This is a genomic window from Methanolobus sp. ZRKC4 (genome assembly GCF_045291305.1).
GTDB lineage: Archaea > Halobacteriota > Methanosarcinia > Methanosarcinales > Methanosarcinaceae > Methanolobus.
The window spans coordinates 317,010-330,094 of record NZ_CP146983.1 but is presented as its reverse complement, the minus strand read 5'-3'; the positions used below and the strand labels follow the sequence as shown (position 1 = coordinate 330,094).

Sequence of the window (13,085 nt, the reverse complement as noted above, 5' to 3'; positions counted from 1 at the left end):
CCACCTCACAGGTTTATGCTGACCCCGTTGTAGTAGGACTCAGACCTTGCGGCACGCTTTATGTTCTTGAAATTGTGTTTTGCCTTCAACAGTCTTTCAAGACCAAAGCCAGCTCCTATCCAGGGTTTATCGATACCCCAGTCCATATCCATGGGTATGGGTCCGACCACTGCGGATGAGAGCTCCATTTTCTTATGCATCACATCCATGGTCTCTCCGTAGACCATGCAGCTATCAGCAACGATCTCATACTCAATTCCCAGAAATTCCAGGAATTCATCAATCAGAAACTCGAGGTTCTTTCTTGTGCAGTTTGATCCCATCTGGCAGAAGTTAAGCATGGTGAATTCTTCAAGATGGCTGCTGCCGTCCGATTCTTTACGATAACATGGTCCGATCTCGAAAATCCTGACCGGGTCCGGAAGTACATTATCCAATTTGCGCAGATGATTGTACAGGCCGGGTGCAAGCATGGGACGCAGGCACATATTGTCATCGACCCTGAATATCTGCTCGGAGAGCTTCTTATCTTCCCCGACTCCCATTCTTTCCATATACTCGAATGGGATGAGTATGGGTGATTTTACCTCAAGGAAACCCATATCCACGAAGAACTCTGTTATTGTTCTCTCAAGTTTTCCAAGCAGGTTTTCCCTGCTGTTTTCATAGATTTCCCTGATGTCTTTTTTCCTTTCTGTTACCATTGCGGATTCCATTTCTGCAAAGGAACGCTTTTCCTTTGAAAATGATATCATTTCCCCTGGTCCGAGCAATGATAGAATTCTGTTCTTTTGCGAGGGTGTGAACTCGGTCTTTTTGGATTTGGATTGTGACTGTGAAGTCTTATTTGGATTTTTGGAAGGGCTGGAATCGCTCCTTTTTGGTTTTGGAGCTGATTTGTGGTTGTTGGTATTGTTGTTAGGTAATGTCCCAGCCCTTTGTTCATCCTGGGGATGAGAAGAAGGGTTTGCTTTTATTTCCTCTGTCTGTTTTGTTTCGGAAATTTGTTCCTGAACTGGTTTTTCAGGAGCTAAGCGAAAAGAGCGGATGATTTTGATATCTGCATCATTTTTTCTTGCGATTTTCTTTGAAAATTCCTGAACCCTATCGTCTGCAAGGCGACATCGTTTGCAGGGTTTCTGGAATTTATGATTCCTAAGTGATCTTGCGGATCGGCTTGATTTTGAATTGCGTACAGTGATAATTTCTCCACAATCCATTTCGATTCTGATGTATTTCTGGGATGTTTCACACGCTTTTATCCCGTGGAGGTTTCCGTTACGTGAAACCCATAATCCGTTTTTACTAATAAGTGCATCAAGTGGCTTTTTTTCCATGCTAACAGCTCCTGGATCTTAACCTTTTTCCGTACCAATTCCTAGAATCCTAGGTACGTAAGTATCCAATCGTGGTTTTTGTTGTTCAATCTCATATCTTCGCTTCCTTTGGTTTTGGTATATTGATAGATTCTTATGTCGCTGACTTGTATCGACTAAAGAAACACGTTAATGTTGGTCATCGACATATATATATATTGTCCATAATCAGCAGTACTTATAGTTTTTGTATATGATGGTATATACCCATCATATATACTTATCTCATAACCAGGAATATTTTTGGGAAGTACAGGGATACTGACCCATATCCCCGCCTATGGATTAGACCCTTATATTAAGGGATACTTTGTTCTAGAACAGAATAATATATAGCATAATTTGGTGTTATTATTTGTATGGAATGTGAATTGTCATAGGGTATGATAATTTGTAATATCTAAATGAATCCTCATAAAAGTTCCCAGATGAATTCAAATATTGCTCATTTTGTAGAAGAATTTTCTACTTGATATTTATAAAGTGCTATTTCGATTGCAGTTCGCAGGTCGTCTTCTTCAAAAGGCTTTAGTATATATCCTTCGGGAGCTGTCTGTTTTGCCCTTTTAAGCGTTTCTTCATCCGAGTGGGCGGTAAGGTAGATCACGGGGGTACCGAACTGCTTCCTGATCTCATTTGCAGCTTCAATACCATCCATTTCCCCTTTGAGCCTGATATCCATAAGCACTAGGTCAGGAAGAAAGCCTTTTGCTTTGCTGATGGCATCTTTTCCAGATGCAGCCACACTGGGTACCACGTATCCAAGTTTTACCAGTCTCTTCTTTATTTCCAATGCTACAACGTTTTCATCTTCGACAACCAATATTTTCGGCTTCTCCATCTCTCCACCTCTAATTCACTTCTTTAAAATCTATGGTAAATTCAGTTCCTTTCTCAGTATTCAGTTTGATAGTACCATCAATTTGATCCACCAGGGTAATCACAAGTTGTAAACCTAAGGATTCTGTATTCCTGAAGTCCATATCAGATGGAAATCCGATACCGTTATCCTTGATTTTAAGGACAAAACGATCATCCCGGACTCTCAGTCCTACATTGATTGTCCCTTGTTCACCATTGAGGAAAGCATGTTTCAATGAGTTTGAAACAAGTTCGTTGATAATCATTCCAAGTGGAACAGCAGTATCAACATTCAGATAAACATTCTCAATATTCGAACTCAGTTTAATGTTTTTGTTTCCAGTCCCGTAAGATTTGGATAAATAATCCATCAATTTTTCCGTGTAATCAGAAAAATCGATATTGGACATATCTTTTGACTGGTAAAGCTCTTCGTGTATCAGGGCCATTGATCTTACACGATTGCGGCTATCCAGAAAAGCTTCTATGACATCCTTGTCCTTGAAATTATCAGATGCAAGGTAAAGCAGGCTTGATATTACCTGCAGATTATTCTTAACACGATGATGGATTTCCTTCTTACGTATTTTCTCGTTTTGCAACAGTGCTTCTTCGGCCATTTTACGCTCGGTGATGTCAAGTATGATACCCTGTAGTGTGATTCTGCCGGAATGATCACGCCTTGAGAAAGTCCTTTCATCTACCCATCTTATGTCGCCTGATTTTGTGATTATTCTATACTCATAGTTCAGTTCTGCATCCTTTTTCATATAATAATTGGAAATATGCAAATGCGTTCTTTCACTGTCATCCGGGTGTATGATATCAGCATAGTTTATGCGATTGGATGTGAAATCTTCAACTGTATACCCGATCTGTTCTACGTTACTAGATACGAATTCCACAGGCCAGTTTCTTTTTGATCTCCATTTAAAAACGATAACAGGACTGTGATTGATAATGTTTTCCATTTCTTCTTTTAATTCATTGGAGCGCTTGAGTTCTTCTGCATAATCTTTCAGGGCTCTCTCAGTCTGCTTTCTTTTGCTGATATCACGTGCAATTGTAATTACTGCGGTACTTCCGTTATACTTGACAATTCGACTGCTAAGTTCCACAGGAAAAGTCGAACCATCTTTTCTCATATGGACTGTTTCTAATAGGTTGCTTTTGATCTTACATAACTCTTTGATAAGTCTAAGGAAATCCATTCCACGGTTGGAAGCATCAATATCCATGTGCTTCAGGGAAAGGAATTCATCGCGGGTATATCCCATTCTTGAACATGCGATCTCATTTACTTCCAGGATATTTCCTTGCATATCAGTAAGGTATATCGCATCATTAGGGCTTTCAAACAATGTCCTGAACTTTTTTTCAGAATCTCTCAGGGCCTTCTCGGCTTTTTTCTGCTCTGAAACGGCCATGCTTAAGGAATTTCTGGTCTCTTCAATTCCATCGGTCAGTATTTTGAAATCTCCTTCACCATGTACCCGTACACCACGTGAAAAATCGTCATTCTGTATGGCAGTAAGCACTTTATTGGAGTCTGCAACAATGTCATTCAGAGAATCTGCAAAATTGTTAAGCGTATCTCCCAGTTGTTTGAACTCGCCTTTCAGTTCCAGCTCAGTACGTGCCTCCAGTTCACCCTTTGCAAGGGCATTTGTCACTCTGATAGATTCACGGATTGGTGCTATTACAGCATTCAATATCATATTGAGTCCGATTGGAATTTCCTTGAAGTCTCTCTCTACATTGGTTTGTGCTTTTGTATCCAGGTTTCCGTCAACTACATCCTGAGCGATGGTCCTGAAGTTATTGACTATTTCATTTATAGGTGAAGTTATTGATGTTGCTATCAGATAAGCGACTAAACCCATAAAACAGATCGATATCACAGATATGATGATAAGTGTGTTCCTGAGCTTAGTGACCCCTGCATACATTTCTTCTTTTGGGACTACCAGCACGAAGGAATAATTTCCGGTCTTAACAGGCTCATAGAACATGATAACTTCTTTACCACTGGCTGGATCAATGGTTTCCAGGCTTCCTCCTTTTCCATGCTTGATATCGTCAGCAGCTTCTGAAATTGAAGGTATGTCAAAATCATAAAGTGTCTGGGTGCCCATCCTGTCTTTATATTCAGGATGAGATACGATAATTCCGGTGTTTCCGGTTACAAACGCATAGCCCGTGTCAAAGGCCTTTATGTCGCTTACTTCCTCGTCGATATACTCTAACGATACATCTACACCTGCAATTCCCACAAATTCCTCATCCCGGAAAATCGGTGCATCAAAACTGACCATGAAAATACCCTGATAAAAGTAAGGCTCGGTGACAACATCGTCATGTGTTGTTTTTGGAATTTGATAGTAATCCTGTGTATCATAATTTACCAGGGGTTCCACTCCTATTTGCCCCTGAATAGTGTTCCAGTAAGGTACGAATCTCCCGGTGGAATCGTGAAATGGAGCATTCACATATTCATCGTCCCTGCCATCAAATGCATTTTCCTCATATCCTACATAGACTCCGGTGAGAGAAGGATACTCCTCAAGTACGTTTTGAAGGATATCGTTGACTTCTTCCCTGTCTGCTGACTGGTATCTTTCCATAGTGCGGGCAAGAGTATTTGCAATTGCCATGTTTGCTTTCATGTCCCCGTCAAATTGGTTTGCATAGTGTCTTGCCATTTCTACGGATTGAAGATATGCAAGTTCTCTTTGTTGTATGGTCACGTTTGTAATACTGACGGCAGTTGAAACAACAAGTACCAAAAAAACACTAATCACTATGTAAATAATCAACTTGGTTTTTATTGACATCTCATTATTTTTCATTCATACACACCTTCTCATCAGTATCTATTTGATATTGCTGCAGAATCAATTTCATCATACTTTGTGAATCTCATTTGCCATTTTTTGGTAATATCCGAACAGTTCCTCTCCCCATTTTCGAGATTTTTGGGAAAAACTCATGATATCTCTATGGTCATACATTCCTTTGTCATTGAAAAAACTGGCAGAAAATAAATTATCCGTAACTACAATTGGTGGAGGACACACTTCTTTTTCGTATAAGAACAAGTTTATATTTTCGAGATGTTGCATTTTTTTCAGTTCTTCCTGGCTGTCTTCGCGCAATCTTTCAAGTACAGCCTCAGTTAGAATGATTGATATTTCAGTTCCCTTTTCTGCAAGTTTATTGTAAAGTGACGGATACAATGGATGATATATTGAAAAAATAAAATGTACATGTTTTGAATTCATAAGATGTTCAGTAAATTCCCTTGTAGGTTCAAACATATCGTTCAATTCTGGCTCGGCTATTATAGAATCCTCTATTTCTCCGATACTTTCCAGCAGATGTCCCGGGATGGCATTCATGTCTCTTTTAACCCAGTAATCTGTATCTTTCCCAAAGAGATTCAAAATACCTTCTATTGGTTTTATGTTTTCTACGATAAGTTTCCCAATGTTTGATAGTTCATAAAATCCTTCAGGGTTACGGACCAGTCCTTCTTCTTTTAACTCCTTTAGTGGAAGTATTAAAGAACGCCAATCCACGTTAAACTCCTTCTTCATTTCATCGGGACTCTTTGGTCCGCTTAGTAATAATAATAATACTTTTCTTCTTTTTTCAGAAAACCAAACGATTTCAGTTAGTGATGATTCCATTATCTGACCCCCCTACCCCAAAGAACATGTCTCTTATTCAACCTCTGTTATTTGACAGAGCTTTTGTGAATTTATCCTGTAATGCTCAAACAGGTCTTGACACCAGCTTAGGGCACTTTCATCAAAGCTTATTATGTCTCTGTGATCATACCTTCCTTCCTTGTTAAAAAGGCAGATGTAGCTGAACCAATCAGTTACCGTTACCATCGGGATTTTCGGGTTCTCTTTGCAAAGGAAAACAGTTATATTTGTTATTTTCATCAATTCATTGAATTGTTCAAAGTACTCTTTTTTTATTTTTTCCAAAGCTTTCTCTGAAACAAAAAGCGATATTTTCACACCTGAAAGGGATGCTTCTGAGTAAAGTGAAGGAAAAGCAGGATGAAGATATGAAACAAAAGTTGTAACATGCTTCGATTTTGGTATGTTTTCAATAAATTCCCTGGGAAGTTCGAATAAATGGTTTATGTCGGGCTCAATCAGAAAATAGTGCCCAAGTTTCCTGATATTGCTGAACAGGTGCGGGGGTATTGCATCAAAATTCCTGCTAGCCCAGAAATCTTTATTCTCTTCAACAATCCTTGATGTACAAAGAAATGGCAGCATACTCTTCACAATTGTTTTTCCTATAGTGGTCAAACTGAATTGGTCTTGTTCCTGCTTTATAAGGTTGTTATGCTTAAGTGTCTTTATCTGTGGCATTATAGACCTGCTTGTCACATTCAGGGATTTTTTTATCTGCTCGATATCCCTTTCCCCTTCATATAATAGTAGCAATACATTCTTTCTTTTTTCAGAAAACCAAACAGTATTTATCAGTGACGTTTTCATACCCATCATCTTCCCCGTTTCTGCTGCAATAGTCCTATTTTCAGGGACTTTTGATTGTGAGTTTCCTTAAATCCATTGGTCAAAATCCTTGTTTAGTATGACAAATACATTTTTGCGTTCCCCTAATCACGTTTTAATCTAACCTTATATTAATGTAATTTAGCTGTAAATTCATATAGGTTCTTACAAGTCACGAGGTATATGACAATTCACAAGGACTATGATAATTATGCCTCCTTTTTAATAATCAGTCAGAAACTGAAATCTTCATACCTATTTTAAAGTAATAATCGAGGAGCTATATACTGTAAATATTGAAAAATCGGGATGAATTATGCTATATGCTGTCAGTTAATTCTGTTACATGCAGTCGTTATCAATTGGATAACTTCTCTTAAGGCAGTTGTTTCTAAGAATAGTTGTACTGGTAGATGCAACTCTGTAAAAACAACTTCAAAAATAATATGAAAAATACAAAAGGTGGATTTAATGGGAAATCAAGAACTTTTAGACAAACTCAGAGACGCTATAGTCAATCAGGATATCAATGGCTGTGCCGCAGCTACCCAGGAAGCCCTGGATGCAGGTATCGGTGCAGTTGAAGCAATCGAAGGCGGTCTTTCCGTAGGAATGAAAATCGTCGGTGACAGGTTTGAAGCAGCCGAGATCTACCTTCCACAGATCATGATGTCTGCCAAGGCAATGAACGCAGCAATGGAAATTCTCACCCCTATCCTTGCAGAAGAAAAGACTGGAGAAGGTGTAGGAACCGCAATCACATATGTACAGGAAGGAGACATCCACGACATCGGTCACCGCTTAGTCTCAACCATGTTAGGTGCAAACGGATTCAACATCATCGACCTTGGTGTAGACATACCAAACGATGACATCATGGATGAGATCAAAAAGCTCGAGGGTAGCAAAGTACTCCTTGTGGGTTCAGCACTCATGACAACATCCATGCTCGGCCAGAAAGACACAGTAGAGATGCTCAAGGAAGAAGGTCTCAGGGACGACGTCAAGATCATGTTCGGCGGAGCACCTGTATCCGACTCATGGATCGAGGAAATCGGCGCAGACGCAACAGCAGAAAATGCAGCAGATGCAGCACGTGTAGCTCTTGAGATAATGAAATGAGGGAGAGTTCAAAGATGGCATTTTCAAGATCATTAGATTGTTTTGAATTCTATGAGCGTGCAAAGAAGGGAGAGAAAATGACCCAGGACGACTGGGACCTCATGACAATCCCTATGAAAGCAATGGAGCTCAAACAGAAATACAACCTTGACTTCAAGAACGAATTCGTTCCAACCGACAAGGACATGATGGCAAACCTGTTCAAGGCAGGTTTCGACATGCTTCTTGAGTGCGGTATCTTCTGTACCGACACAAGCCGTGTAGTAAAATACACCGAGGATGAAATCTGGGACTCAATCAACAACGTGCAGAAGGAATTCGTACTCGGAACCGGTCGTGACTCCGTAAATGTCAGGAAAAGAAACGTAGGCGACAAGAAAAAGCCAATCGTTCAGGGTGGTCCAACCGGTTCCCCTATCTCAGAAGACATGTTCATGCCTGTTCACATGAGTTACGCTCTTGAGAAAGAAGTCGACACTATTGTTGATGGTGTTATTATGTCTGTTCGTGGAAAGCCAACAATTCCAAAGAGCCCTTACGAGATCCTGGCTGCCAAGACAGAGACAAGACTTATCAAGGCTGCAACTGCAATGGCCGGAAGGCCAGGCATGGGCATATAGGGACCAGAGACTTCCCTGTCCGCTCAGGGAAATATCGCTTCAGACTGTGCCGGTGGCCAGACATGCAGCGACAGTCACGAAGTATCTCAGCTCAATGAGCTTAAGATCGACCTTGATGCTATCAGTGTAATTGCACATTATCAAGCTAACAGTGACATCATCATGGATGAGCAGATGCCAATCTTTGGTGGCTATGCCGGCGGCATAGAAGAGACTGCTATCGTTGATATCGCAACCCACATCAATGCTTTTGTTATGAGCAATGCCAGCTGGCACCTTGACGGTCCTGTGCACATCCGCTGGGGCTCTACCAACACCAGGGAAACTCTGATGATCGCAGGCTGGACCTGTGCAACCATCTCAGAGTTCACTGACATGCTTTCCGGTAACCAGTACTACCCATGTGCTGGTCCATGTACCGAGATGTGCCTGCTTGAAGCATCCGCACAGTCCATGACTGACACTGCATCCGGCCGTGAGATTCTGTCCGGTGTTGCAGCTGCAAAGGGTGTTGTTCAGGACAAGACAACAGGTATGGAAGCAAGGATGATGGGAGAGGTCGCAAGAGCAACATCCGGTATGGATATTGGAGAAGTCAACAAGATTCTCGACTCTCTTGTCAAACTCTACGAGAATGACTATGCAAGTGCACCAGAGGGTAAGACTTTCCAGGAATGTTACGACATCGCTACCGTAACACCAACCGATGAGTACGTGAAGGTCTACGAAGGTGCACGCAAGAAGCTCGAAGAGCTTGGACTTGTATTCTAAGCTACTTGGAACAGTTTGCCAGCGAAAGCTATCGCTGGCATTTTTTTTATCTAAATAAGTAATGAATAATCATGTAGAATATACTAAAAAGGAGGTTTTCCAATGGACACTTATTGGACAATCATTAACGGACTGATCTATTTGCTGGCTTTTGCATTGATAGCTTGGGTTCTACTGGACGCCAGCAAAGTATCCAAAAAGATAAAGAGGTGATTATGTGACTGATAAAGTTATAGAATCACCGGGATTTGTGAAGACCCTGCGTCCCTATCATGTATGGGCTCTGGGAGTAGGCATAGTTCTGGTGGGCGAGTATATGGGATGGAACTTCACCATAGCAAAGGGTGGGGTTCTTGGTGCGCTGCTGGCAATGCTTGTCGCGGGAACAATGTATATCATGATTTCTTTGTGTGCAAGCGAACTGGGAGCTGCAACCAAACTTGCAGGAGGACCCTATGACTGGGCAAGACTGTTTGTAGGGCCGGGAGCTGCGGGAAGTGTAGGACTTGCCGTGTATATGGAATTCATAGCTCTTGAAGCTGCGGATGCAATAGTTGTTGCTTTTATTGCGCAGGAGATTTTCCCCCAACTGGAGGTATTTCCGGTAACATTACTGGTAATTGCGACCCTGACATTCATTAATTATAGGGGTGTTGTGGCTGCTCTGACTCTTAACTTCTTCATGACTGCTATCGCATTTGTTGCTATTATAGCGTTTTTCTTCTCAGGAACACTAGGAGTATTTGAACTTCACCCTGAAAACCTGTTCCAGGGAGCAGTTCCGAATGGGTTGATAGGTCTTTTTGCAGCTTTGCAGTTTGGTCCCTGGTTCTTCCTGGGAATAGAGGGAGCCGCAATGTGTGCTGAGGAATGTAAGAGTCCTTCAAGGGCTGTACCTCTGGGACAACAGGCCGGAATGATTACACTGCTCGTCGGAGCAGCAATGACTCTCTTTGTATGTACAATGCTGCTTGATTCCAGTTTGCCTGGAGAAGGTCTTGGAGTATCTGTCTACCCGCTATTTGAAGCAGCGCAGTCAACTGGTGTATTCTTCCTGGTAGCTCTTCTTGCGCTTGGAACCCTGCTAACATGTCTGTCAAGTGCTAACGGTTGTGTATGTGATTCCTCAAGGTCATGGTTTGCACTATCAAGAGATCACTTCGTGTCCAACTGGTTCTCTTCAGTACACCCGAAATACCAGAGCCCTTACAAGGCTGTTATTTTCACCATGCCCATTGCCATAGCATTTGCTTTCAGTGGATATCTTGACCAGGTTATTACCTTCTCTATTGTATCGGGTCTGGTATGCTATGTTTTGATACCGTTCTCCCTGATACGCTTCAGAAAGATGTTCCCGTCACATATCAGCAAAGTACGTCCCTTTGCAAGTCCTTTGCAGCCCTGGATCGCCTGGTTTGCAATGGCAATCGCAATAGTGATCATGTCAACATTGTTCTGGGGTTACAGGTACAACCTGCTCTTTGCGCTCATATTCTATCTGATAGCATATTTCTACTTCCATTATAAGCATAAGAAGCACATGAAACATTTCGACTGGGAGAAAGAAATGGGCTGGCCGAATCCGAGCCATCATGAGGCAAAGGAGTGATATGAATGGTTGGAGTTAGCGAAACAAAATATAATGCAGCATTCGCAAAGGACACATATTTGATAGTAGGTGCAATAGCACTGTTGATAGTTGTGCAGGGTTATGTAGTCTTTACTATACTATCCGCAGCAGGTTCAGCGGTCTCTCCTGCAATCAGAGGAATCTATGTTGTGTTCTTTGTACTGGTAGTGGGAATTGAAACAATGGGTTACTGGCAGGTACGTCACTCAATTAAGCAACACATGTTCGATTTCAAATACTATGACTGAGGTGGGCAATATGGATGAAAACACACAGAAACAGAGTGCACTGAGGGAAGTATTTGATATAGTTTTCATATTCGTGCTTGCTTTTGTCTGTCTTGTGGTGCCCACAGAGATACAGGGTTCAGTACTGGTAGGATGGAGTGAGACAGGTTCCATAGTTTTCCTATGGGATCCTGTAGGCTACTTCAGCTTGCTAGCAGGAATACTGCTTTTCTTTGTGGTAATGTTGTACCATTCGGTTAGTCACTATAAGTTTTAGAGGGGTATGTCAGTGGGAGCACTGACATTTACTTTTTTTAAACGGAGAAGCCTATTTGTAAAACAGATAAATATCAGATGACAGGTGAAATTTATGAAATCAGATATCAATGTTCAACGAGCAAAAGATAATGAAAATCTCACTGACATGGAAAAAAAGCATCTTCCGCTAATTGAAGCTCCTGATGAAGTAATAGCCGGAGAACCTTTTGAAGTAAAAGTCAGCGTCGGAAGTCTTCCTTATGAGGTGGAAGAAAAACATTCCATACAATGGATAGAGTTACATATAAATGGTGATTTTGTCGAGAAAAAAGAATTGAAAGTAACAGACGGAAAAGCTGAGGTAGCCTTTACAGTAGTTGGAACTGAGGAGATGATTGCTGCACGTGAAATAATGAATTGTACCATACATGGATTCGGTGTATGTGGTACGTGTGGTACGAAGTCAGCCATTGTTAATCTAAAGGCGATCGAAGGTTGTAATGTACATGGTCTATGGGAAGGTTCAACGGGAATTGAAATAACTTCTGCGACTTCAAAACCTGGAAAAAAGTGTGGATGGGGTCCAGAATTGTAATTCTGGATTTCAATTTTATTTTTAGGAGCTTAATATTATGGTTGAATATACACCAAAAGAAAGATTAGCAAGAGCACTTAAAGGTGAGCCTGTTGACAGGATGCCTGCAATATCAGTCACTCAGACCGGAACCGTTGAACAGATGGAAGCCTGTGGAGCATTCTGGCCCGAGGCAAACTATGATGCTGAAAAGATGGCAACACTTGCAGAGGCAGGCCACACCGTAGTCGGTTTTGAAGCTGTGCGTGTTCCTTTTGACATCACCGCAGAAGCAGAATTCTTTGGCTGTGAGATCAAGGACGGTACACAGGAACAGCAGCCATCCGTTGTTGGTCACGTTGTCAAGACCATTGAGGACATCGACAAGCTCAAAGGCTATGACCTCAACGAGGGAAGAATTAACGTTGTCTGTGATGCTATCAAGATCCTTGCAGACAAGTACGGAGACGAACTTCCTATCATGGGCAGTATGATCGGTCCTTTCTCCCTTTCACAGCACATCAATGGTGATGACTGGTTCATGGCTATCATGACAAATGAGGAATTCGGTCTTGCACTCATGGAATTCACAACAGAATTTAATGTCGCATACGCAAAGAAAATGGTAGAGAACGGTGCTGACACAATGGTCATCATCGACCCGACAGCGAGTGCAATGCTCATTGGCGCTGAGTTCTACGAGAAATTTGTGGTACCTTATCACAAGAAGATCTGCGATGCTATGCGTGAACTCGATGTAACTACCGTACTGCATATCTGTGGCGATACTACCCAGGGTCTTGCACTCATGGAATCTTCAGGTGTTGACGCTATCAGTGTAGACCAGAATGTAGACGTGGCAACTGCTGTGGGTCTGGTTGGAAAGTCAGTCATAGTTGGAAACCTTGACCCGGTGAACATGCTCTGGAACAAGACACTTGAGGAGATCAAGAAAGAGTCAGAGAAGGTTCTGGACGCAGAAGTAGGATTGCTGGCTCCAGGATGCGGTATTGTAAGTAAGACGCCAAATGCCAATCTCCAGGCAATGGTCGAGATGGCAAAAAGCCACAAATATTGATATTGATTTGCTTCTCCGGGTCAAATCCTT

Annotated in this window: 11 protein-coding genes and 1 pseudogene; 7 read left to right on the top strand and 5 right to left on the bottom strand. The window is 41.7% G+C overall.

Annotation, left to right across the window (positions count from 1 at the left end):
- Nucleotides 1-5: 5 nt before the first annotated feature.
- The 5 genes from pylS to V7O67_RS01665 all read right to left on the bottom strand — a co-directional run bounded on the left by pylS (nt 6) and on the right by V7O67_RS01665 (nt 6,757).
- Nucleotides 6-1,337 carry a pyrrolysine--tRNA(Pyl) ligase gene (pylS, locus tag V7O67_RS01685; protein WP_406670650.1) on the bottom strand — a complete coding sequence of 444 codons (1,332 nt, stop codon included), beginning with the start codon at nt 1,335-1,337 and terminating at the stop codon, nt 6-8.
- A gap of 484 nt (nt 1,338-1,821) precedes the next feature.
- Nucleotides 1,822-2,217, bottom strand: a complete 396-nt coding sequence (locus V7O67_RS01680; protein WP_406670648.1) for a response regulator — start codon at nt 2,215-2,217, stop codon at nt 1,822-1,824.
- 10 nt (nt 2,218-2,227) lie between these two features.
- Nucleotides 2,228-5,086, bottom strand: coding sequence for a PAS domain S-box protein (locus V7O67_RS01675; RefSeq protein WP_406670647.1), 2,859 nt, complete (start codon nt 5,084-5,086; stop codon nt 2,228-2,230).
- A gap of 54 nt (nt 5,087-5,140) precedes the next feature.
- Nucleotides 5,141-5,926, bottom strand: coding sequence for a winged helix-turn-helix domain-containing protein (locus tag V7O67_RS01670; protein WP_342303761.1), 786 nt, complete (start codon nt 5,924-5,926; stop codon nt 5,141-5,143).
- Nucleotides 5,927-5,959: 33 nt separating this feature from the next.
- Nucleotides 5,960-6,757: a helix-turn-helix transcriptional regulator gene (locus V7O67_RS01665; RefSeq protein WP_406670645.1), complete on the bottom strand. Its 798-nt coding sequence runs from the start codon at nt 6,755-6,757 to the stop codon at nt 5,960-5,962.
- A 489-nt stretch (nt 6,758-7,246) separates the two neighbouring features.
- On the opposite strand from V7O67_RS01665, the gene V7O67_RS01660 reads away from it, so the two are divergent.
- The 7 genes and pseudogenes from V7O67_RS01660 to mtbA all read left to right on the top strand — a co-directional run bounded on the left by V7O67_RS01660 (nt 7,247) and on the right by mtbA (nt 13,055).
- Nucleotides 7,247-7,897, top strand: coding sequence for a methyltransferase cognate corrinoid protein (locus V7O67_RS01660; protein WP_406670644.1), 651 nt, complete (start codon nt 7,247-7,249; stop codon nt 7,895-7,897).
- Nucleotides 7,898-7,911: 14 nt separating this feature from the next.
- Nucleotides 7,912-9,288 (top strand): annotated as a pseudogene (locus V7O67_RS01655) (monomethylamine:corrinoid methyltransferase).
- 217 nt (nt 9,289-9,505) lie between these two features.
- Nucleotides 9,506-10,897, top strand: a complete 1,392-nt coding sequence (locus V7O67_RS01650) for an APC family permease (RefSeq protein ID WP_406670643.1) — start codon at nt 9,506-9,508, stop codon at nt 10,895-10,897.
- A gap of 5 nt (nt 10,898-10,902) precedes the next feature.
- Nucleotides 10,903-11,166, top strand: a complete 264-nt coding sequence (locus V7O67_RS01645; protein WP_342303765.1) for a monomethylamine permease — start codon at nt 10,903-10,905, stop codon at nt 11,164-11,166.
- A gap of 10 nt (nt 11,167-11,176) precedes the next feature.
- Nucleotides 11,177-11,422, top strand: a complete 246-nt coding sequence (locus V7O67_RS01640) for an AcrB/AcrD/AcrF family protein (RefSeq protein WP_406670642.1) — start codon at nt 11,177-11,179, stop codon at nt 11,420-11,422.
- Between the two features lie 93 nt (nt 11,423-11,515).
- Nucleotides 11,516-11,998, top strand: coding sequence for a desulfoferrodoxin family protein (locus V7O67_RS01635; protein ID WP_406670640.1), 483 nt, complete (start codon nt 11,516-11,518; stop codon nt 11,996-11,998).
- Between the two features lie 37 nt (nt 11,999-12,035).
- Nucleotides 12,036-13,055, top strand: coding sequence for a methylcobamide:CoM methyltransferase MtbA (gene mtbA / locus V7O67_RS01630; RefSeq protein ID WP_406670639.1), 1,020 nt, complete (start codon nt 12,036-12,038; stop codon nt 13,053-13,055).
- Nucleotides 13,056-13,085: the final 30 nt, after the last annotated feature.

What these genes read in the sequence shown, in the direction of transcription:
- V7O67_RS01660 (WP_406670644.1), top strand. Translation starts at nt 7,247, where the DNA reads ATGGGAAATCAAGAACTTTTAGACAAACTCAGAGACGCTATAGTCAAT.
- V7O67_RS01670 (WP_342303761.1), bottom strand. Translation starts at nt 5,926, where the DNA reads ATGGAATCATCACTAACTGAAATCGTTTGGTTTTCTGAAAAAAGAAGA.
- V7O67_RS01680 (WP_406670648.1), bottom strand. Translation starts at nt 2,217, where the DNA reads ATGGAGAAGCCGAAAATATTGGTTGTCGAAGATGAAAACGTTGTAGCA.
- V7O67_RS01675 (WP_406670647.1), bottom strand. Translation starts at nt 5,086, where the DNA reads ATGAAAAATAATGAGATGTCAATAAAAACCAAGTTGATTATTTACATA.
- V7O67_RS01645 (WP_342303765.1), top strand. Translation starts at nt 10,903, where the DNA reads ATGGTTGGAGTTAGCGAAACAAAATATAATGCAGCATTCGCAAAGGAC.
- V7O67_RS01635 (WP_406670640.1), top strand. Translation starts at nt 11,516, where the DNA reads ATGAAATCAGATATCAATGTTCAACGAGCAAAAGATAATGAAAATCTC.
- V7O67_RS01640 (WP_406670642.1), top strand. Translation starts at nt 11,177, where the DNA reads ATGGATGAAAACACACAGAAACAGAGTGCACTGAGGGAAGTATTTGAT.
- V7O67_RS01665 (WP_406670645.1), bottom strand. Translation starts at nt 6,757, where the DNA reads ATGAAAACGTCACTGATAAATACTGTTTGGTTTTCTGAAAAAAGAAAG.
- pylS (WP_406670650.1), bottom strand. Translation starts at nt 1,337, where the DNA reads ATGGAAAAAAAGCCACTTGATGCACTTATTAGTAAAAACGGATTATGG.
- mtbA (WP_406670639.1), top strand. Translation starts at nt 12,036, where the DNA reads ATGGTTGAATATACACCAAAAGAAAGATTAGCAAGAGCACTTAAAGGT.